Annotated in this window: 17 protein-coding genes and 1 pseudogene; 8 read left to right on the top strand and 10 right to left on the bottom strand. The window is 57.1% G+C overall.

Annotated elements, in window-relative coordinates; translation table 11 throughout:
* Nucleotides 1-3,423: pseudogene (locus IQ254_RS19775) on the top strand (hypothetical protein); the annotation flags it as partial.
* A gap of 195 nt (nt 3,424-3,618) precedes the next feature.
* Here the strand turns inward: IQ254_RS19775 and sigC are convergent.
* Nucleotides 3,619-4,878: an RNA polymerase sigma factor SigC gene (gene sigC, locus IQ254_RS19770; RefSeq protein ID WP_193967880.1), complete on the bottom strand. Its 1,260-nt coding sequence runs from the start codon at nt 4,876-4,878 to the stop codon at nt 3,619-3,621.
* 374 nt (nt 4,879-5,252) lie between these two features.
* Between sigC and IQ254_RS19765 the strand changes: the two genes are divergently transcribed.
* Nucleotides 5,253-5,423, top strand: coding sequence for a PCP reductase family protein (locus tag IQ254_RS19765; RefSeq protein WP_193967881.1), 171 nt, complete (start codon nt 5,253-5,255; stop codon nt 5,421-5,423).
* A gap of 418 nt (nt 5,424-5,841) precedes the next feature.
* On the top strand, nt 5,842-6,372 hold the full coding sequence (gene dps, locus IQ254_RS19760) for a DNA starvation/stationary phase protection protein Dps (RefSeq protein ID WP_193967879.1): 531 nt from the start codon (nt 5,842-5,844) through the stop codon (nt 6,370-6,372).
* Here dps and IQ254_RS32175 read toward each other — a convergent pair.
* The 4 genes from IQ254_RS32175 to IQ254_RS19750 form a co-directional block, all read right to left on the bottom strand.
* Nucleotides 6,364-6,498: a hypothetical protein gene (locus IQ254_RS32175; RefSeq protein ID WP_255527018.1), complete on the bottom strand. Its 135-nt coding sequence runs from the start codon at nt 6,496-6,498 to the stop codon at nt 6,364-6,366. The two genes, dps and IQ254_RS32175, sit on opposite strands and share 9 nt — an antisense overlap.
* Before the next feature lie 58 nt (nt 6,499-6,556).
* Entirely contained in the window at nt 6,557-7,273 is a 717-nt protein-coding gene (locus IQ254_RS19755; RefSeq protein WP_193967878.1) for a heme oxygenase (biliverdin-producing), read from the bottom strand.
* 183 nt (nt 7,274-7,456) lie between these two features.
* Nucleotides 7,457-7,594: a hypothetical protein gene (locus tag IQ254_RS31650; protein ID WP_228040896.1), complete on the bottom strand. Its 138-nt coding sequence runs from the start codon at nt 7,592-7,594 to the stop codon at nt 7,457-7,459.
* Nucleotides 7,595-7,616: 22 nt separating this feature from the next.
* A complete protein-coding gene (locus tag IQ254_RS19750; RefSeq protein WP_193967877.1) occupies nt 7,617-8,471 on the bottom strand; it encodes a universal stress protein in 855 nt (284 codons plus the stop codon).
* Nucleotides 8,472-8,716: 245 nt separating this feature from the next.
* Here IQ254_RS19750 and IQ254_RS19745 point away from each other — a divergent pair, with 245 nt between their 5' ends.
* Both IQ254_RS19745 and IQ254_RS19740 read left to right on the top strand, forming a co-directional pair.
* Entirely contained in the window at nt 8,717-9,136 is a 420-nt protein-coding gene (locus IQ254_RS19745; protein WP_193967876.1) for a thioesterase family protein, read from the top strand.
* Between the two features lie 182 nt (nt 9,137-9,318).
* Entirely contained in the window at nt 9,319-9,774 is a 456-nt protein-coding gene (locus IQ254_RS19740; protein WP_278000349.1) for a pentapeptide repeat-containing protein, read from the top strand.
* 134 nt (nt 9,775-9,908) lie between these two features.
* On the opposite strand, the gene IQ254_RS19735 is transcribed toward IQ254_RS19740, so the two are convergent.
* On the bottom strand, nt 9,909-11,528 hold the full coding sequence (locus IQ254_RS19735; RefSeq protein ID WP_313887503.1) for a radical SAM protein: 1,620 nt from the start codon (nt 11,526-11,528) through the stop codon (nt 9,909-9,911).
* A gap of 376 nt (nt 11,529-11,904) precedes the next feature.
* Between IQ254_RS19735 and IQ254_RS19730 the strand changes: the two genes are divergently transcribed.
* Complete coding sequence (locus IQ254_RS19730; protein ID WP_193967873.1) at nt 11,905-12,861, top strand: tetratricopeptide repeat protein; 957 nt, start codon at nt 11,905-11,907, stop codon at nt 12,859-12,861.
* Between the two features lie 212 nt (nt 12,862-13,073).
* On the opposite strand, the gene IQ254_RS19725 is transcribed toward IQ254_RS19730, so the two are convergent.
* The gene (locus tag IQ254_RS19725) at nt 13,074-14,087 is read right to left on the bottom strand and encodes a type I glyceraldehyde-3-phosphate dehydrogenase (protein ID WP_193967872.1); all 1,014 of its coding nucleotides are present in this window, start codon (nt 14,085-14,087) and stop codon (nt 13,074-13,076) included.
* A gap of 538 nt (nt 14,088-14,625) precedes the next feature.
* Between IQ254_RS19725 and murC the strand changes: the two genes are divergently transcribed.
* Nucleotides 14,626-16,164, top strand: coding sequence for a UDP-N-acetylmuramate--L-alanine ligase (gene murC / locus IQ254_RS19720; protein ID WP_193967871.1), 1,539 nt, complete (start codon nt 14,626-14,628; stop codon nt 16,162-16,164).
* A gap of 60 nt (nt 16,165-16,224) precedes the next feature.
* Nucleotides 16,225-17,148 carry a UDP-N-acetylmuramate dehydrogenase gene (gene murB, locus IQ254_RS19715; protein WP_193967870.1) on the top strand — a complete coding sequence of 308 codons (924 nt, stop codon included), beginning with the start codon at nt 16,225-16,227 and terminating at the stop codon, nt 17,146-17,148.
* 108 nt (nt 17,149-17,256) lie between these two features.
* Here murB and IQ254_RS19710 read toward each other — a convergent pair whose 3' ends face one another.
* From IQ254_RS19710 to IQ254_RS19700, 3 genes are all read right to left on the bottom strand, one after another.
* Complete coding sequence (locus IQ254_RS19710) at nt 17,257-19,869, bottom strand: right-handed parallel beta-helix repeat-containing protein (protein ID WP_193967869.1); 2,613 nt, start codon at nt 19,867-19,869, stop codon at nt 17,257-17,259.
* Between the two features lie 104 nt (nt 19,870-19,973).
* Complete coding sequence (locus tag IQ254_RS19705) at nt 19,974-20,546, bottom strand: hypothetical protein (protein WP_193967868.1); 573 nt, start codon at nt 20,544-20,546, stop codon at nt 19,974-19,976.
* Between the two features lie 354 nt (nt 20,547-20,900).
* Entirely contained in the window at nt 20,901-21,353 is a 453-nt protein-coding gene (locus tag IQ254_RS19700) for a hypothetical protein (protein WP_193967867.1), read from the bottom strand.
* Nucleotides 21,354-21,542 lie beyond the last annotated feature (189 nt).

The raw sequence follows: 21,542 nt of genomic DNA, 5'->3' as shown, positions 1-21,542 counted from the left end.
CTAGATAACTGGGATCTCGATCAGCCCAGCCCTGAGGAACCGCCCGCCCTAACCCTAGATAACTGGGGCCTCGATCAGCCCAGCCCTGAGGAACCGCCTGCCCTAACCCTAGATAACTGGGGCCTCGATCAGCCCAGCCCTGAGGAGCTACCGCTTTCTCTCAGTCTGGACAACTTAGATCTGAGTCTAGACAGTAGTGATGTCCTGGGGTCTGACCTCACAGAATCATCTCCTCCCAACCTAGACAACTTGGCCGCCCTGGGCGAACGCTGGGCCACAACCACTGGGCCCAGTTTGCCTAACCAAACATCGTCACCCAACCGAGGGACTACCGATTGGCAGCGAGAAATCAGTCTCGATAATATTCTCAATGCGGCTGGGGCTAACAATATGGCTGGCCCTAGCCCTCAGCCAGCCGCGGCTGACCCGATTCAGGCCGCTGCAGATGATGCAGCAGAGTCGATGGAAGCCATGATTGATTTCATTAATCTAGATACGCTACTAGGCGATTCCCTCGATCTAATGGCTGACACTGATCTCAGCCTAGATTTGGCTCCAGAAACTGAAAGCACGGTTCAGGACGATTTGCCAGCGCCAACGTCCCCCACCCTCGACCTATCTCTAGATCTCAGCCTTGATCTTGAGGTTGACGATCCGCAGGCAATGGCTGATAGTGTGTCCGAGGCTGAAGGTGCTACGGCAGCCCGTGAAGGATTAAATCAGACGATTTCAGATTCAGATGCCCTCGATCTATTTCAGGAGGAGGATGCGATTACCCTCCCCAATGCCTCCCCGCCAGAGGGCGAAAATCAGGAGAACGACAGCCCAGATTCGCTACTGTCGCTGTTAGCGACTACGCCACTGCCTGCGACAGAGCCCGTTGAGGCCAGCGAGGGGCTTGACTCGCTAGTGATGGAAATGGCCACCGCTGTGCCGGAGTCTACCGCTAACTTAGACGCTAGCCCCGCCGTAGAGCCCGACAACGTCGCAGGCACTCCGTTTGACCGATCGGCCACGACTGCGCCCGATGCAGTCGATGAGCTGGATCTTGACCTGTTGACGACGGACTTGTCTGCCACGCCGGAGTCCCCATCCGGGTTAGACGATGCACTTACTTTTGAAACGGATCTCGGCGAGCTACTTGAGAGCGATCTCGATGAGGCTAACGAGACTGCCCTTGACCTATCGCTTACGGCTGAGCCCGATGAACCCGAGGGGATTGAGCCTGACCTGCTGGCGATGGAGCTGCCTACCGTCTCTGAAGCAGCGGCAACGCTCTCGGAAGATACGGCGGCAGCGTTGACGATAGACTTGCCCGAGGATCTTGAGCAGGCGACCGTGCCCCAGGCGGGCAACGTCTTTGGCGATCAGGCTGAGCCCATCCTGAGGGCAGATGCTGATGAGATCGCTACTCCAGTGCCAGACCCGGTGGCACCGTTGCCCTTAGCCGCGATCGCCCCTGAGGCAGACCGAGACGCAAGCGCACCCGTAGACCTCTCCCAGCCTGATGTGGCCATACCGACAGGCGGCGATGAGCCCAGCCCCACACCCTCGACGCCACTGTGGTTCTTAGCTTTAGATGTGGGGACCACAGGCCTCTCGGCAGTGTTGCTAGAGCGTCGCGAGGGCGATGTTTATCCGCTCTACTGGATTGATAACGCCATTTCCGGTGCCACCGCCGATAAGTTCTTCCGTCTGCCAACCATGGCATCGGTTACAGCAGCCGACGATAGGGGCGACAGACAGATCCATGCGGTGGGGTCATCGGCATTGACAGTCAGCTGGGGCGACGCTGACGCCACCGACCAGGGCACAGTGCTGCTGAAGGCGATTAAACCCTATCTCAAGGTTGGTATTCCCCTGGCGGCAGACGAGGCTCAACCGCAGGTTCAATGGTCGGAAGGCGATCGCTTGCCCCTGCACATTTTTCAAGATAGCCTGCAACAGCTGTTGTCTACCCTCGCCCAGGGGCTGGCCCCCGGAGCCGCCTTTACCGTAGGTGCCGTGGGCCTAGATCATAGTGCCATTGGCCTGGCCTTTGAGCAGTTGCAGGGTGTCATCGTCAGCTACCCAGCCAACTGGCCCGACACCTATACCTTTAACCTGCGGGAGGCGGTGCTGGGCTCTGGTCTCATGGAGCGGCCTGACGATATCTATTTTGTCGAAGATGCGATCGCAGCGGTGCTGTCAGGCCTACCCGACCCGGCTACGTCGCTAGCCGAGGGCAGCGGCCAGCCCATGCAGCAGCAGACCCTCTACGCCTGCTCCTGGACCGGGGGCACTGTGGTGTTGTCAGCTGGAGCCACGGTGACGGAAATCGGCATCGTCAATTTACCCAGCCCCCTGAGCGATCTCACCTACGACGATTTCGCGTTGACCTCTATGGGTTACGCTGGCGATGCCATTGACTTAGATATCGTTTGTCACCTGCTGCACCCCGCTGAACGTCGCCAGACTCGCCCATCGGCGTCCTCTGGTCGCGCGGCTGAGGCAGATGGTTGGGGTTGGCAAGCCGCCCTGTCCGAGCTAGACGGCACCCATTGGCAAGACCTAAATTTAGACGACTGTGAGTTTCCTCGCCCGGCAGAGCCCGATCTCGCCCGTCGCCAGCACCTCTACCAGCGATTAGAGGCCTCCCTGCTTGGCCAGAGCGTGTTAGAAGCCGCTCGCCACCTGAAAATTATTCTTCAGCACCAGCCGCAGTTTGAGCTAGAACTCGCCGATCAGAGCTGGGTTGTGCGCAGCAAAGATCTCGAAGACCGCATCATTCTGCCCTATATTCAGCGCATCAACGGCCAGCTCAATCGGCTGTTGAGCGAGGCGAATTCCACCACCCAGGGCATTAACCAGGTAATCTGCACCGGCGGCAGTGCGTCACTGCCTAAAATCGCCCGCTGGCTGCGGCAAAAATTTCCCAACGCCACCATCGTGCAAGATACCTACCAGAGCGATCGCCCCCCTAGCTGTAGCCGCGTGGCCTACGGGTTGGTCAACTTAGTCCGCTACCCCCAAGTACTCGATCTCACCCGTCACCAGTACAGCGATATGTTCTTGCTGATGGAGGTACTGCGCACCCTGCCCGAGCAGCCCATGCCCCTGAGCGGTATTTTGCATCTGCTCAAGGAGCGGGGGCTGAATGTAGACGCCTGCCAGGCCCACCTCCTGGCGCTCTTAGAAGGTCGTCTGCCCCCTGGTCTTTTGCCCAGATCAGCGAGTACCCCTCTGGTGCTTGCCCCCGCCAATGAGGAGATGGCGACCCTGGCGACTACGCCCCTGTTCACCCATCCCAGTGGCCAGGTGTATGTCCCCAATCTGGAGCAGGGGCAGCGGCTGCAAGCCTACATGGAGCGCCTGCTGGCCGACAAACACCAAAACCTGGTCGATCCCCTCCTCAGCCAGCTGATGGTGCTCAATGCGAGCTGATTAGAACCCCCTGTAGGGGCGTAGCATGCTACGCCCCTACAGAGGTATTCAGTTGATTTGGTATGAAGCCGAGCCCTTGGGTCGGGGAGTAGCTGACGGTAGCGACGGCAGCCCCAAAAAAAGAACCGAGTGCCTGGGCCAATCACTCAGGTCTTGAGCTTGTCCCATAGGCACCCGGTTACTTGCCGAGATGGTCTAGTTCAGCGCTTCGAGGTAGTCGCGAATGCGGTTGCGGCGCTTGGGTTGGCGCAGCTTTTGTAGCGCCTTCGACTCGATCTGGCGCACCCGCTCGCGGGAAAGCTCCAGAGCACGGCCAATCTCAGCTAGAGAATAGGGGGTGCCGTCGCCCAGACCAAAGCGCATGTTGATCACATCTTGCTCACGGGTCGTAAGGTCGGCCATCAGCTGTTGCAGGTCGATGCGCAACGATTCGCGAATCAACATATCTTCGGGCGACATAGAGTCTGCTTCGAGCAGATCACCCAGCTCGGTATCGCGATCTTTGCCCACTTTAGTTTCAAGGGAAACAGCCCGTGGTACTCGCAACAGCACTTCCCGCACCTGGGGTGCGGTCATATCCAGCTCGCGGGCGATGTCTTCAATCGAGGGGGTGCGGCCTTTTTCCTGGGAGAGCTTGCGCTGGGCCTTTTTGATTTTGTTGAGCTTTTCGGTGATGTGCACAGGCAGACGAATGGTGCGACTCTGGGTCGCGATCGCCCGGGTAATGCCCTGACGAATCCACCAGTAGGCATAGGTGCTAAAGCGGTAGCCCTTGGTGGGGTCAAACTTCTCGACCGCCCGCTCTAGGCCCAGGGTGCCCTCTTGAATCAGATCGAGCAGCTCCAGACCGCGATTTTGGTACTTTTTAGCCACCGACACCACCAGGCGCAGGTTGGCTTTAATCATGTGTTCCTTCGCTCGAATGCCTTCGGAAATAGCTTGCTCTAGATCTGGCACGGTTATGCTGTTGAGAGCAGCCCAGGCTCGTTTACCCTCGGCCAGGGTGGGTTTTAGCTCAGTAATCGGCACCTCGGCCTCAGTTGCCCAGCGCTCTAGAGAAGGGCGATAGCCCAGCTGAGATGACAGGCGATCGCGGGTTTGCAGCAGTTTGCTATAGGTAGCCAAAATGCCACCGCTGGTTTCAGCTGCGCTGTTGAGATTGTCGAGCAGCTGCATATAGGTTTGTACGCGCTGAGCCTCAGCCACCTCTTCGTGGCGCTCTAACAGCCGCACACGGCCAATTTCTTGGAGGTATAGGCGCACCAGATCAGTCGTCCGGCGACCCTTGAGGGCCTCTGCTGTATCGGCTTCAAAATCCCTGTCAGAGTCTGGGCTAGAGAAGTCATGGAATTTAAGGGCGCTGCTGTCGTCAGCATCGCCTAGGGCAGCCAGGCCAAACTCCTGATCGGGTAGAATGGAGGCTTCGTCTCTACTGTAGTGGGGTGTTGCTACCATGACGCTCTCTAGTAACTGGTACTAATTGTGCCGATCGGCCTTGTGCCAACGTGGTTTCAGTGTTCCCAAACCATCTGGACTTTAGAACAGAGGCTAGAGTTCCGGGCCAGAGGGCTCTGCTAGGAGGTGCCCCCCAGATTGGTCAGGTAAACATACCCCAGTCAGGCAGCGAGTATTGCCCTAAGCAATGGTGCTAGCCTCACCCAGGGTGTATTCCTATCTGTGGCGCAGCCAAGGTTAACCGACACCTTAATCTACGCCGTCAGTCGCGACAATTCCTGACAGAACATTACACCTTGGCAAAAACCTCACATTACGCCCGTTACTGCCTATAGGATGTGGATATACCCTATAACTCGGAACCAGCTCCACCCATGGTCAACGGTATTCCCTGGACGGCAGATGCCCAGGCCAAGCTGAAAAATATTCCTTACTTTGTGAGGGCCCAGGCTCGCAAGCGCATCGAAGACGTAGCTCGTGAACTGGCCGCCGAACAAGTGACCGCAGATTTAGTTGACCAGGTCCGCCTCGATCTGGGCCAGTAGGTGATGGGGGCATTAGCCTCTACCTGGAGATACAGGCCAGCGTCTAGCGTTAGCAGTAGAGTAATGACCTAGCCTAAGGCAACTTCCCTAGGTCAAGTAGGGGTATCCATTTAAGCCGGGACGCTAGCAGCACTGGGAAAGTCGGAGGCAGGAGCCAGAAGTCAGTATTGACCGTCCTGCTGGCTCTTAGCTTCTGTCTACCGGACGACAGCCATGTCCCGCGTTGAGTTGATACCCTCGAATAGTCGATTTTTAGGCCAGAGCTGAAGCAATAGCCTAGACGACGTTGCAAGTCATACTCATAACGAGTATGATTTAGAAGTGCCTGATTGAGGCTGGTACGATTTCAAGATCAGGCCGACAGCCCATACAAGTGTGTTGGTTACGCATTCGATTGTTAGATAAAAAGAGAGGCCCTATGGTTGCAACTCCCGTAAAAGCTGAAGCTAAGCGCCGGTTTTACCCGACCCGCATTGATATGGCGGCCAGCGTGCGATCGCAGGTCTGTGAGATCTTAAACAAGACCCTGGCTGCCACCCTCGATCTCAAAACCCAGACCAAGCAGGCCCATTGGAATGTCAAAGGTATGCAGTTTTTCCAGCTTCATGAGCTGTTTGATGAACTGGCCGGAGAGCTTGAAGGCTATGTTGATATGGTAGCCGAGCGCGTCACTGCGTTAGGGGGTACCGCCATGGGTACCGCCCGGGTTGCTGCCGCCGATTCAATTTTGCCGGAGTATCCCTTCGATGCCATTGACGGTGCCGAGCATGTCACGGCCCTCGCTGAGCGCTTTGCGGCCTACGGTAAGCACGTCCGCGACGCCATTGACGCTACCGATGACCTCGGCGATGCCGATACCGCCGACCTCTACACCGAGATCTCTCGCACGGTAGATATGCGACTGTGGTTCCTAGAGGCTCACCTGGTGACCAAGGCTGACCTAGATTAGGCTGATCTCGCCTAACGCTATAACCGCCACCCAGGCCGGGGCGATAGTGATGTCTCCCCGGTTTTGTTGGTTGTAGACCTTGGTCAATTCCATAAAAGTAGAGGAAAAACGTAGAGGAAGCAGCATTGTGCTGCTTCCTCTGATGGAGAATGATGGCTAGGGCATTGGTCTATCGAGCCGCCCACTACTCAGCCGTGGCAAGTTCAGTGCTGCCCCGACGGCGACGGCTGGTAAGCGTGTTGAATAGCATCTGGCCGATGGCCTTAATTAGATTGCCTTCTAGTTCTTTGAACATCTCCATATTGAGACCAAAGGCATCATTGGCTTCTTCAACAATGGCCGTCACCATCGCGTCATCGACTGGAGCTGCATCCATCGATTCACGGTACTGGGTCTTAAACGCCTTCTCGTCAGAGATTTCAGGGAATTCGTAAAATGCTGTGCCCTCGCCCTCGGAGAGATTCATCGCTCGCTGGGCAATGCCTTTGAGAATCTGCCCTCCAGATAAATCGCCAATATAGCGAGTGTAAGAATGACTGATCAACAGTTCGGGCTGGGTATTGGCGACTTCGCGGATGCGATCGACATAGCGCTGCCCACCAGGGGTCAGGGAAATTTCGTTGGCCCAGCTGGGGCCGTAGTAGTAGGCCAGGTCAGACTCTAAGGAAGCCTTGCGGTGCAGTTCAGGAAAGTAAACCTTAGAGACTACCGGATGATCTTTGTGGCGCTCGAGTTCTTCTTCCATAGCCGCGTAGGCGTAGTAAAAGTTGGCCACCAGCTTGCGATAGGAATTTTTTTCGACGACGCCCCGCAAAAAGCAGCGCACGAAGCCCATATTTTCGGCCATGGTATGGGCTTTTTTGGTGCCTTCGCGTAGCTCGGTGGATAGGTGACTACTCATGCTGACTGTCTCGCTTTAGGGTTGATTAAGGGTGAGTTTAGACAAAAGTTGAGGGGTGGGGCGGTGGCACGCCAAGATAGCCCATTCTCAAAAAAACAGCCTCACATTAGGCTGACGGTCTCTCATTAAACAGCTACTTTTGTTAACTTAGACCGATTTGAGACCCGTTTCTATTACGATTTTTTACGGCTCGATCGCAGTTTTTGACCCTTCACTCCAGGCAGCGGTCAAGCGGTTGGGCCAGGCCAGCAAGCCGTTAGGCGTTAGCCAGTACCCAACGGCAAGGGTTCTATGGGCGATCGCAGAGGCATGGCGCAGCAAAGAACTACCGGCCCCGACTGGGCTAGGCCGCCATGCGGGTCAGCAGCACCGGGCAGGTGGCATACACACGGACAAAATCGGTCAGCGACTCGCCCAGCACCTTATCTAGATCGGGCAGCCCTTTGGCAATGGTGGGGCGGCGATCGGGCGACCCTAAGATAATCAAATCCATATTGCGCTCTTCGGCCAGTTCGCAAATACGACGACCGGGCTTGCCCTCAGGGGCAGCTAGCTTATAGGCAATGCCGTAGCGCTTGACCTCTGTCAGAGCATCCATCAAGATTGGGTCTTGATTGGGGTCAGTACTGGCGACATCGAAGGGCTTAGCCTTGAGGCTAGAGACCGTGTGTACCAGGGTGAGTTCACTGCCTTTGACATCGCGGAGTAGCGAAATGGCAATGTTCAGCCCCTCTTTAGCTGAATCAGATTTATCCATCGCCACCATGACTCGCTTAATGGGGCGAATGCTGTAGAGGTCATCTTTGACCAGCAGCATCGGCCGCGACGAGAGCTGAAACACATACTGGCTAACAGAGTTTTCGAGAATTGCCTTGAGCCCCTGCAACCCCCGTGACCCCATAATGATGAGGTCGGCGTCGACCTCGTCAGCCACCTGAATCACCACATCCTTAGGATCGCCTTCTCGTAGCACTGCCGTGACTCGGCTGGGGTCGAGGTTGAGGTTGGTAATGGCGGTGGCCAGGGTGCGGCCACCGGCTTCCCACTTGGCCGCCATGGCTTCGGCAGAGACCTGGGAAGGCACGACGTGCAGCACCGTCACGGAGGCCCGTTGCACTAGGGGAATCTCCATCAGCGCTTTCATCATGGCCTCGGTATTACCCGTGCCAGAGTCGGCTAAAAGAATTTTTTCGATCATGAGTCCTCCTAGTGTTGCGCTCGATGGTAGAGCGCTAAATCGGCATGGCTAGATCACCGAACGTTTAGGCATCCCGTGATAAAAGCCAACCTGACTCATCTATCACCATCGAATCAACGGGATACAAAACTGAAATTACGGTGTTCTCAATCATCATAGGCACTGGCTTTGGGCCTATTTTGGTGCGATTCATAATTTGTAGTAGAGTTGGCCCGTCAGTCAGGTCAATACATGGAGTAACCTCAATGGAGCCTTCTCCCTGGTATGAGCATCGAGTTGTCGTGCAGCCGTACCACACCGACTACGCTGGGATTGTTTGGCACGGCACCTATATTGCCTGGATGGAGGAAGCCCGGGTGAATTATCTCCATGACAGCGGCTTGACCTTTGCCGACTGGCTAAAGGCCGGGGTAGATTTGCCCGTAGTCGGCCTGGAGCTTAAGTATCGGCGATCGCTCACTCTGGGCGACACCGCCCTGGTCAAAGTCCATCTGGGGCCACCCAAAGGGGTACGCATGGTGTGGCACTACGTCATTCAAAATGCCCTCAACCAGGAGATCTGCATCGAAGGCAGCGTTACGCTAGCCCTAGTAGAGGTCAAAACCCGTCGGGTGTTGCGTCGCCTGCCCCAGCCTTTGCAAGCCGCTCTCGAAGCTATGACCTGAAGATGCTCAGCGATAATGTCGTCCCAAAAATTTGTAGGATGGGCAAAGCAAAGCCTGCCCATCCTGGCCGCAAGGGTTAACTGTGATGGACATGGTCTACGTCCCTTGCCCATTCAACGGTTTACTCGGCCATGCCCGCCTTACTCTCCAGATTTTTTGTTCTAATCTGCGCTCTGGTTGTGATGGGAGCTGGGTGGGTTGGTGCCATTCCTGCCGCCCACGCCCAAGACAATGCGGTTGACTATACCCTGACCGACCTCAGCTTCCGCGACTTTTCGGGCAAGCAGCTGTCGGGCACTTCGTTTGCAGCTGCCGAAATGCGGGAGGCCAACTTTGAGAAAGCTGACCTCAGCCAGACAATTCTCACTAAAGCCTCGTTTTTGCGGGCTAACCTGGCTGGGGCCAATCTGTCTCGCACCTTTGCCGATCGCGTCATTTTTGACGGGGCCGACCTCTCGAACGCCAACTTTACCGAGGCCCTACTCACCAGCAGTAGCTTTAACGACGCCATCCTTACCGGGGCCGATTTTTCGGGGGCGATTGTCGATCGCTTTCAGGTTGCTCAAATGTGCAAGTACGCCAATGGGGTGAATGAGACCACGGGCGTAGCAACCCGGGATAGTTTGGGCTGTCGGTAGGTAGAGGGGGAGTGGATGGGAGAGTGAGGAGATGGGGAAGATGAGGAGGTGAGGGGATAAAGGAAGTAGCGTGGGTCAAGCGTCTTCAAACTCATTCCAAATCAGGAATTGCCCTGGCGCGACCTGCGATCAGCTTACACGGGTAGGGCAATCAGGCCTGCCGAGTAAAAATGTTTTTGCAGCGTGGCCTTGGGTAGTGGCCCCAGCAGATGATCCCAGGGTAGGGGTTGATCGAGATCCCAATTTTCGTGCACGTAGTACTCTAGGGGCGGAATTTGGCCCTGGAAATCTTTGAAGGCGCGGCGATAGCTGCCCAGGGAGTCGCCGTAGTGGCGAACGCGCTCAAGTACTGGGGCCAGACGGCGATCGCCCCGCGAAATTAGGCCCTGAATGACCGACCAGTTATAGCTCTCGGGACGAAAGTCGATGCCCTGAGGGCGCAGGTGTTTTTGCAGGTATTTGAGGCGCTTTTCGGCGGCTTGATCGACGCCGCACCACTGGAAGGGGGTATGGGCCTTGGGCACAAAGGTACTGCACCCGAGGGTGAGGCGCAGGCCAGGGGCCGCTTTTTTCAGCCGCCGCATCAGGGCCACGGTTTGCTCCAGGTCAGCCATGGTTTCGCCAGGGATGCCAGCCATGCCGTAGAGCTTCATAGCGCTAAGGCCTCCGGCCTTGGCGTTGACGGCGGCGCGCTCGATGTCGTCGGTATCGAGCTTTTTATTGACGATATTTCGCACCCGCTCTGAGCCACTTTCGATCGCAATGGTAATCGAACGGGTATCGTGGCGAGTCAGGGTTGCGGCCAGCTGAGGGGTAACCGTGTTGGTGCGCACCGAGGCAAGGCTGAGCCGCACGTCGTCGAACTGGGGCTGATTGAGATAGCTCAACAGGGTCTCAAATTCGGGGTGCTGGGTGACCGAAGCCCCCAGTAACCCGAGTCGATTGGTCACCGCTAGGCCCTGTTCGATGGCTGGCATCAGCGAGTCTTCTAGGCTGGCGGTGCGAAAGGGCAGTGTGAGATAACTGGCCAGGCAAAAGCGGCACATCTCGGGGCAGCTGCGCACCACCTCCACCATAAAAATATTTTCCCAGGCGGCGCGGGGGGTAACCACGGTGGAGGCCGACAGCACGTTGCCCCGGTAGGTCTGCTTTTGCACCGTGGCGGGCAGGTCAATATCGACCGGGGCGATCGCCCTGACCCCGCCCGTTGCACCGTCATAGGTCACCGCATAGAGCGACGGCACATATACCCCCGGCACCACAGCCAGCCGCCGCAGGGTTTCTGCCCGAGATGCCCCGCGCAGATCGCCTAGGGCATCAAAGAAATCGTCGAGCAGGGTCTCCCCATCGCCCAGCAAAATCACGTCAAAAAAGTCGGCAAAGGGTTCGGGGTTAGCGGTCAGCACTGGCCCACCGCCAAACACCAGGGGATGCTGATCGCCGCGCCCTTGAGTCAATAGCGGAATCTTGAGCTGCTCCAGCAGCGTGAGCAAGTTGCCATAGTCCAGCTCCCAGGACAGCGAAAACCCCACCACATCAATGGTTGACGGCAGCGGCTCGTGGCCATCGGTAAACAGCCGACTAACCGCTACATCAGACCGCCTGGCGAGGGTAGCCCAGACCACCTGATAGCCCAGGCTGGTAATACCCACGGTGTACTCATTGGGAAAGGCAAACACCACCGATAGGGCATCTCCCCCAGGAGCAGCAGGCTCAAACAGCAGCGTTTCGTCGTCTAAAGGAAGGGGGGCCACAGGCAGCGCTAAAAACGATGAAGCTTCTTTAGTGTAATCAGTGGATGTGCACTTAACCCAGTTGTGGCGGTGCGCGGTGACAGACTTTGCCTGGTGTAACTGCGGAACGTTTGACTGAAACCTCATGCAGGTGAGCGATAAGCCTCCTGAAAACTATGCAAAGTGCTTTCCGCCAACCTCACTTTGGTTTCGTAGCGCCAAGAGCTGTCAGTTGATTTGCCTAAGCCAGTCTGTCTAACCCGCTAAAAGATGTCGTAAAAGCACGGTGTCGTCTGGGTGATCATAGACCTACGATAAAGACAGTGCGATCTACCCGACCCTTCCACCGTGATGCCCCATCGTTAAATGCACCGCAGGCTCCCTGCGGATTCGGCCTATGACTTCCTCTCTGCCTCCCCATCGCTCCACCTACATTCTTGCCGATGAGGCCACGGTGCGCCTACCGCGCGACCCATCGCTTCTAGAACAGGCCGAGCGCATTGCCGAGGGGTATCACCACTGCCAAGTGGCCGAGGCCTCTCTGTGGCTCAAGCAGGGGTTAGCTCACCTGCAGCAGGGACAATACACCCCGGCACTTTCACTGCTGCAGCAGGCTCTACAGATCTACCGCAACCTGGGCGACAAACGACGCCAGGCCAAGGTGTTGCTAACCCTGGCCAGTCTGTACTATCGAGTGGCCGATTACCTGTGGGCCGCAGACTATGGTCGGCAGTGTCTACGAGTGGCCCATGACCTCAAAGATGATGCTCTGATTCAGCAGACCTTGGGCCATTTGGGTAACAGCTATCGCCATCTGGGCAACCTGCAACGAGCATTGGAGTATATGAGCCAAAGCCTGACTATCGCCAAAAAAATGGGCGATCGCCCAGGTGAAATGCGATCGCTCAACAATCTGGCCATGATCTATCGGGCTAAAGGGCTGACCCACCAAGCGGCAACCCTGTACGAAGCCAGCTTGATGATGGCGGTTACACTGGGCGACCAGGCGACCCAATTTCAGCTTTTGCAGAACCTTGGCAATACCTACTTCACCCTCAAGGAATATGGTCAGGCGATTGACTGCTACGAGCGCTTTTTGGCCCTGAGTAAAAATAGCCCAATTGAGACAGACCAGCGCACTAATCGCCGTATTTTGACGCAGCTGACGCTAGTGAGCATTACGATGGGCGACCACAGTCGGGCGATCGTATACCTTCAACACCACTTGTCCATTGCCTGTGCCCTGGGTGATACCAAAGGCGCCGCAACCCTGCTCGATGATCTGAAACGCAGCTACGAGGCCCTGGGAGAAGCGCGGGTAGCGTCTATACAGCGCGATATGACCTCGGTTTAGTCCGCTGGTTTTTTGTATTGCCAACGAGCTGGCCAGAGAAAGACAGTGTTGTAGTTCAACGGGCTTGCCCCTAACGCTAGCCCCAGTCAGGGTTGCGGGCAAAGAAATCCGCTACAGACTCGGATAAAAAAGGAGGATACCTGACAGGCATCCTCCTCGATTAAGAACGATTGGCACAGGCGTCATCAGCCCGGCCAGGTCTTAGTGCGGTGTTACTGCCACTTGGCGGCCACCATCTCCGCTAGGTCAACCACCCGCTGGCTGTAGCCCCACTCGTTGTCATACCAGGCTACGACCTTGACCATGTCGCCGCCCATCACCATGGTCAAGCTAGAGTCAACGATAGACGAGTCATCGGTCTTGCGGTAGTCGATCGACACCAGCGGTAGGTCACTGTAGGCCAGAATGCCCTTCATCGAGCCCTCCGCAGCCGTCTGAAATACGGTGTTGACCTGTTCTGCGATCGCAGGCTTTTCGACCTGTACCACCAAGTCAACCACCGATACGTTGGGGGTAGGTACCCGCAGGGCGATGCCGTTGAGCTTGCCCGCCATCTCAGGAATCACCAGGGCTACCGCCTGAGCCGCCCCGGTGGTAGTCGGCACAATGTTTAAAGCTGCCGCCCGAGCCCGACGCAGGTCGCGGTGGCTGGCATCGAGCAGACGCTGGTCACCCGTGTAGCTGTGGGTGGTGGTCATGGTGCCTTTGATGATACCAAAGCTATCATTGAGCACCTTCACCACTGGAGCCAAGCAGTTGGTAGTACAGCTAGCGTTGCTGACCACGTTGTGCTTGTCATGGGCATAGTCTTCGTGGTTGACCCCCATGACATAGGTGCCAATGTTGCCGCCTTTGCCAGGAGCCGTAATCAGCACTTTCTTAGCACCGGCCTCAATATGGCGAGAAGCCCCTTCTTCGCTGACAAATACCCCGGTAGATTCAATCACCAGGTCAATATCCCAGGCGGCCCAAGGCAAATTGTTAGGGTTACGGTCGGAGTAGCACTTAATGGTCTTCCCATTGACGATTAGCGTATCTTCGCCATGGCTGACATCAGCATCCAGACGACCCAGCATAGAATCGTACTTCAGCAGGTGGGAGTTAGTCTTAGGATCAGACGTATCGTTAATAGCTACCACTTCCAGCTGGCTGTTCTCCCGCGTCAACCAGCAGCGCAGAAAATTACGGCCAATGCGGCCAAAACCATTAATTGCTACTCTAACCACTGCGTTTATCCCTCTGTTGTAGTCGAACTAGGTATCTATTCTTAGACGAAACTATAATATCGCAAAGCATGATCCACTTTATAGGGGCCATCCATTGAACTGGATCTATTTAACCCCCTAAAGCATTACCGAAAATCTATAGACGTAGCTCCTTCAAGGCCGTGCTGAGCCCGTCTGTCGAGATCATCTGCCAAGGCTGGGCATAAGTATTTCTACTCTGCTCGGGCGCTTTGCATAGAAAATTGATATGCGGTCTTCACATACATCTTTTTTTATATGTGTGAGCAAGAGTGTGTGAGCAAGAGGCCTGACAACAGAGGCATCGATGTATCAAATGCTATGACTCAAGTCGGTGTGCCCTAACCGTGGTCGGGCTTTCAAGCGGTCAGCACAGGCTTGGAATCAACCGGGTCGGGGCCTGTGACGATTTTCATGGCCCTTACAGACAGTCTAATGTCGATGTTTAGGCCAATCTGGCAATTCTTGCTATGATTACGCCTGACACATGGTGTGGTGTGGTGTTCCAAGGAGTGTAACGATGCCAAATTCTGTAGATTTTACCGGCAGGCCCTTCCATTTTATTGGGATAGGCGGCATCGGCATGTCGGCGCTAGCCTACGTTCTAACCAAGCGCAATTTACCTGTTTCTGGCTCTGACCTAAGGCTTACCCACATTACCCGTCGCTTGCAGGAGGCCGGAGCGCATATTTTCTGGCAGCAAGAGGCCGCTAACCTGAGCTATTTTCTTAACGCCCCCACGTCTCACCCCGTTACCGCAGTAGAGTGGCCCCATAGAACCTCTAACCTGGCCATTGAGCCTAAAATTGCGGCCACCGCTGATGTTCTAGGCTCAATTCCGCAGGTGGTCTGTTCGACGGCTATTGACGCCCGCAATCCCGAGTATCAGGCCGCCCTTGAGCTAGGTTGTCCAATTCTGCATCGATCTGATCTATTGGCCGCCCTGCTGCGCGATTACAGCACCATCGCCGTAGCGGGTACCCACGGCAAGACGACCACCAGCAGTATGATTGGTCACATGATGCTCATCGCTGACCTCGACCCCACCATTGTTGTCGGTGGTGAGGTTTCGAGTTGGGGAGGCAACGCCCGCTTGGGTCAGGGGCCTTACCTGGTCGCCGAGGCCGACGAGTCGGACGGTAGCTTGACCAAGCTGTCAGCCAGCATTGGGGTGATCACAAATATCGAGTTAGATCACACAGACCACTACCGCGATCTAGAGCAGGTGGTAGCCACCTTTCAAACGTTTCAGCGCCAGTGCGGGTTACTGGTGGCCAGCGCCGATTGTCAGGTGGTGCGCAGCAGCCTCACCCCCGATATTACCTACAGCTTAGACCCCAAGGTTGAGGCCACTTACCACGCTACCGATGTTCAGTTTGGGGCCGAGGGGACTACCGCAGTTATTTGGGAACTGGGCCAGCCGTTGGGGCGACTGCACCTGCGGGTACTGGGTTGTCACAATCTGAGCAATGCCCTAGCTGCGGTAGCCGTAGGGAGGCACCTTGGCCTATCCTTTGACGACATTGCCGATGGGTTGGCACAGTTTTGCGGGGCCCGCCGCCGATTTGAGCACCGGGGTAGCTACAACGGCATTCAGTTTTTTGATGACTACGCCCATCACCCCAGCGAAATCCGCGCTACGCTGGCCGCAGCCCGCATCAAGGTCGATCAAGATATGTTGACCGACAACCGCTACGGCGTAGAGGGTCGTCGCGTGGTAGCGGTCTTTCAGCCCCATCGCTTTAGCCGTACTGCGGCCCTGATGGATGACTTTGCCAATGCCTTTGCCGATGCCGATCAGGTAATTATGGCTGACATCTATAGTGCTGGGGAGAAAAATGTTTTTGGGGTGTCGGGGCGTCAGCTGGCAGATACCGTAGCTAGCAGCCACCCACGCATCATCTATGGCCATACTCTGGATGACATTCAGGCGGCTTTAGTGCGCAGCCTGCGCCCGGGAGATTTAGTGATGTTTATGGGCGCTGGCAATCTCAATCAGCTCATTCCCCAGATTATGGCTTACTACGCCGAAGCCCCGTCACTCCAGGAGGCCTGTTAGCGCGGCTGACCTACTGACGGGCGGGGCTAGCATGGGGAACAACTGTTGATATCTGGGGCCATGAACCAAACCCTTGGGGTTGTACCTAATCTCGCCTGCCTGAAATCACAGGCCTCGCTACAGTCGTTGACGACGTTTCGGGTCGGAGGGATGGCCCAATGGCTGGCGATGCCCCACCAGAGGAGTGAGTTTGATGCGGTCTTGGGCTGGGCGATCGCAGCTGGGCTCACGATCACGCCCTTGGGGGCTGGTTCGAATCTGCTAATTAGCGATGGGGGTATTCCGGGCCTAGTGCTGTGCACCCGTCGCTGGCGTAGCACCCAATTTGACCAGGCCGGGTGCGTCACCGTAGCTGCCGGAGAGCCACTGCCCACCCTGGCCTGGAAAGCTGCTAAGCGTGGCTGTCGGGGGCTAGAGTGGGCGGTAGGTATTCCTGGTACCGTAGGCGGGGCAGTGGTGATGAATGCCGGTGCCCACGGCGGTTGTACGGCAGACGTGCTGGTAACGGCCACGGTACTCGATCCAAATCTAGGGTCAGAACCCCAGGTGGTGCAACTGACCCCAGCAGATCTCGGCTTTCAGTACCGCACCTCGGCGTTGCAGGGGGGGCTACAGGTGGTGATCGACGCCACTTTTCAGCTTGAACCAGGGCATGATCCGGCGGCGGTGGTAGCCGATACCCTGGCCGGTCTCAACCAGCGACGGGCCACCCAGCCCTACGACAAACCCAACTGCGGTAGCGTCTTCCGCAACCCCTACCCCTATACAGCTGGGAATTTAATTGAAAAAACTGGGCTTAAGGGCTATAGCATTGGCGATGCCCAGGTGTCTGAGCGCCACGCCAACTTTATTGTGAACCTGGGCAATGCCACCGCCACGGATATTCGCCGCCTGATTCACCACGTACAGGATGAGGTGGAGGCTCACTGGGCGGTGCAGCTCCAGCCGGAGGTAAAATTTATCGGCGAGTTTCCCAGTCTTTGAATCGCTTCAGTTGCGATCGCGCCTGGCTATGATGATGGCCGCAAGCGTCTTCGAGGTCAATCAATGTGACAGAGCTAGCGAGCATCCCTGTGCCCTTTTCGATCGCGACTAGGGGCAGGGCGATAGGCCAGCGGTACCGGGGGTCGCCCCAGCGTTGTTGACCTGATTAAACGAATTGTTGTTGTTGGCGCTGAGCTGGGGCAAATTTACGACTTGCAGCGCCCCGGTACCCGTGGCAAAGAGGTTGGTGTCAAGGTCAGTGGTGGCAATGCTGGTGTTATCGGCCACCACCGCGCAAAAGTCGTTGCTGCCTTGATTACCCAGCTCGACAGCGTGTCTGCCCGACTGCTCAATCTGATTATTGGTCAACGTCAGGGTTGAGAGCTGGCTGGTGCTGTCGGCAAAGGCAAACACCCCTGTATTGCCCACGGTTTGGGTTTGGTTGTTAGTGATAGCGGCGGTCTCCACGGTGCCGCCGTTGGTGGCGAAGGTGCGGAGGCCGTCTTGGCCCACCTGGGTGAGCTGATTGTTGTTCAGCGTGACCGTGGGGAGGCGACCGCCGGTTTCGGCAAAGGCCACGATGCCGTCCTGGTTAATGGTGGCGAGCTGGTTGCGGCTAACCTGCACCGCGTCAATGCGGCCCAAATTGGCGGCAAAGAGCTGAATGCCGCTGCCAGTGGTCTGGCTGATTTGATTGCCGTCAATGGTGGCTGCGGTAAGCCGCCCGCTGCCATCGGCGAACACCTGAATACCCTCACGCCCCGTCTGACTCACCGTGTTACCGGCGACAGTAGCCTGACCAAACTGGCTCTGACCATTGGCAAACACTAAAATACCCCCACCGGAGACGGCCCGCAGCTGATTGTTGCTAATTTGAGCCTCGGTGAGCTGGCTTTGGCCATCGGCCAAGACCTGAATGCCGGTGGCCCCGGCGGCCTGGATCTGGTTGGCCCGGATCCAGGCGTGGCTGAGGGTACTGCCATTATCCGCAAAGACCAGAATGCCGTTGCTGGCAATGGTTGCACTGGGGGCTCCTGGCCTGCCGACCTGCGCCTGCTCAATGGTTGCGGTCTGGATCTGGCTGCCGTTGTTGGCCAGCACCAGCAGTCCGTTCTGCCCCGCCGCCAACACCTGCCCCCCCGCGATATCCACGGCCTGAATCTGGCTGCCGTTGTCGGCCTGGACCAGCCCCCCGTTTTGCCCGGCCTGGGTCACGGTGGGGTTGGTCACCGTAGCCTGGTCAAGGGTAGAGCCGGTATCGGCCTGGATGAAGACGCCGTTGGCGCCAGCCTGGGTAACCTGAGCGTCTTCCACCAGGGCGGTGGTTAGCTGCGACCCATTCTGGGCGGCCAGCAGTACCCCGTTGCCGACCGCGCTGGCGACGCTGTTGCGTCGGGCGATCGCCGTGGTCAGACGACTACCGTTGTTGACCTGCACCAAAACCCCATTGCTGCCGACGGTACCCACCTGGTTGCCGGTTAGGGTAGCTTGGGCCACGCTACCGCCGCGATCGCCCAGCACCGCCAGACCATTTTCAGCGGCCTGGGTGACCTGGTTTTGGTTTAGTTCAACGGCACCCAGCTGTCCATTGCGATCGGCCAGCACCAAAATACCGTTGGCACCACTCTGGGCGATCGCGACTTCCTCAATCGCCACCTCACCCACACGGCCACCGTTGTCGGCCAACACCAGCACCCCGTTGGTGCCCGCGCTGCTAACTGTAGCGTTGGCCAAGGTGATTTGGTTGATGGCACTATTAGTATCGGCTAGCAAAATGATGCCGTTTTCGCCGCTGGTGACCACCTCTGACTGAACCAAATCCACCGTTCCAATGCTGCTAGCCGTCTCAGCCAGTACGGCGATGCCGTTTTCGCCAGCGGCTTGCACCTGGTTTTGAGCTAGCGTTAGCCGCTCGATCTGGCTGCCCGCCGCCGCTCGCACCAGCAGGCCATTTTCGCCCGCGCTAGCGACCTGGTTCTGGCTAATGTCGGCGCTGCTGGTCTGCAGCCCAGAATTCAGTAAAATGCCGTTTTGGCTGGCGGTCTGCACCCGGTTTTGGCGCACCACCACCTCACCCCCCACCTGGTTGAGTGAAATACCGTTGCGGGCGGTCAAGATGTCGTTGTTATCTAGAGTGACCCCGGAGACATCGTTGGCCAAAACCCCGTCTTGGGCTGGCCCCGCCTCAATGGTGAACCCCGACAGCCGAGTCCCATTACTCAACACCACCGGGCCCGGTACCTGAGGACGAATCCCACCGCCAGAGCCCGGCAGAGCAACGGTACCCACCTGAGTCGCGATCGGTTGCTCAACCGCCGTAGACAGCACCTGCACCCCAGCGGGAATGGTAAACCCCGACGACAGGCTGCCAGGCCGAACGTAGACGATCTCCCCAGCCTGAGCCGCCGCCACCGCCGCGTTGATATCGCCGTAGGGAGCGGTAATCGTGCCGTCGCCCCCCGCTGTAGCGGGCACAACATGCTGAAACCCATAGACCTGACCGCTGGCTGGATTTTGAGCGGCTTCGGTGCGGCGATCGCTGACCGACCAAATGGGCATGGTGCGCTGAACCGGGTTACCCAAGGCCTTGGCCACCGTTCTAGAAGCAGTTGTGGGCTGCCTGCCCCCCCAGCTAAAACCCGTCTGCAGCAGCAGGTTGGTACCGAAGTAGCCGTCGTGTTGCAGGCCCAGCCCTAGGTTGAGACCAGGGGTGGGGGTCATGGCCAGCCAGGCCCGACCGCCTAAAATGCCCGAGACCTCAGGATGACCATAGTAGTAGAGGCCGCCATGGGCTTTAAGCGGGCCGAGGTCACCCAGATCAGCAACTACCCCCCCACCGATACATCGCCGCCGGCCATCGCCACCTGGCGCGTGGTCGGCAGTAGCAGCTGGTAGCCCTGAAAAAACGGAGTACCGGCCAGGGTCGTGTTTGTGGTGCGATCGCCCACCGGCAGATACAGGTTGCTGCGCAGCTCTAGCCCCTGACTGACCCGCTCAAACCCGGCCCCCAGCTGATAGAAGGTGCCGCCATCGGCCTGCTGCACATCTACCCCAAAGTAGCCCCCCACTATTCGTCCCTGACTGGCATCTAGGGAACGGTAGCCCAGCAGCAGGGTGCTGCCCCAGCCCCCCACGGTGTCTAAGCGGGCCTGCCCCTGCAAAAACCAGAGATTCTGCCCGGGTGACTGCCCGAGCGGAATCAGCGCCTCTGCGCTGCCAAAGTCTCGAAAGCCCCCGGCTCCGGTCTGGTAATTTACGCCAAAGCGAGGCTGAACCAGCCGATCTGCCGCCTCTGGTGCGGGTTTGGCGGTTGGGGAAGGGACTGACTGGGCCTGGGCGGGCAGGCTAGCGGCTAGTAGCAACCCGCCGTAAAGCAGAGATACGTCTCTAAGCGTCATGGAGTTTTGGTCGGCCTAAGTCTAGAGAGCGGGTTCAGGCCTGGTTTAGATAGTCGTGGATATGCAGGCTTAGTCACTGTTACGCCGCTGTTCTAAGACAGCCCGCATGACTCGCATAAAGACTTGGCTGGGTTTCTAGCCGCTTTAAAAAAGGAACATAAAGCCATTAGCCAAACAAGCCACTACACTTTGGCCACTCATCTCCCGATAACGAGCGTTTTGCTCCCAGACAAGCTATGTATCCTTGCCCTACTCTCAAAATTAGGCCGTGGCCGATGGGGGAGGCTTGAGTGAACTGTACGTAACGGGCCAGCCATTCTGGCTCTTCAACCGGCGGCACATTTTCAGGGTTAATCATGCCGGACGGACGCGTTGAATCAAGTTCAGAATCGATTTAGGGATGTTGCCGAAGAAAGGCTCTGACTCGCGTACATCGCTGTTGCCGAATAGCGCAGCATAATACAGGGTGCCTTCTGGGCCAATGCTGACCGACAAAATCCAGCGGGGATGGCGATACCACTCCAAGGTCAGGTGACCATCTGGTTCTGCCCCTACTGACGGGAGCGGAGACCCGAGGGGCAGGGCCCTGATGATAAGGTAAGCATAAGCCAGGGCATTACTCTGAACCGGCAAAGCGTCATAACCATCCCAGTTGGGAAATTTGTACTCTTCCCACACCGCAGCCAATTCATTAAGAGCGGGTTGTTTGCTAAACCGGACGGACTCGCGGAAGTATTGCTCTAGTACCTGACCAGCTTGGTCGAGATACTGGGCGGTTGCAGTGTTGAATTTAGACGACAGACTCATGGTCGTTGGCTAGTATTCGAAGGCTGAACTATGTCCACCGTTCCGGATCGCTTGGCTCCCTAGCTCCCCTTGTATGTTGAGAGAGAAGTAGTGCTAGACCGTATCCCCTAGGCACGTGATCGTCATAGTCCGTGGAGCAGCGAGGGTCGGCCCTACGATTCATCCTCTGAGAACTCGAAAAATCGCCTG

The organism is Nodosilinea sp. LEGE 07088, from assembly GCF_015207395.1.
In the GTDB taxonomy this organism is placed as follows: domain Bacteria; phylum Cyanobacteriota; class Cyanobacteriia; order Phormidesmidales; family Phormidesmidaceae; genus Nodosilinea.
The sequence above is the reverse complement of the archived record's forward strand: the minus strand, read 5'-3'. Positions and strand labels throughout refer to the sequence as shown.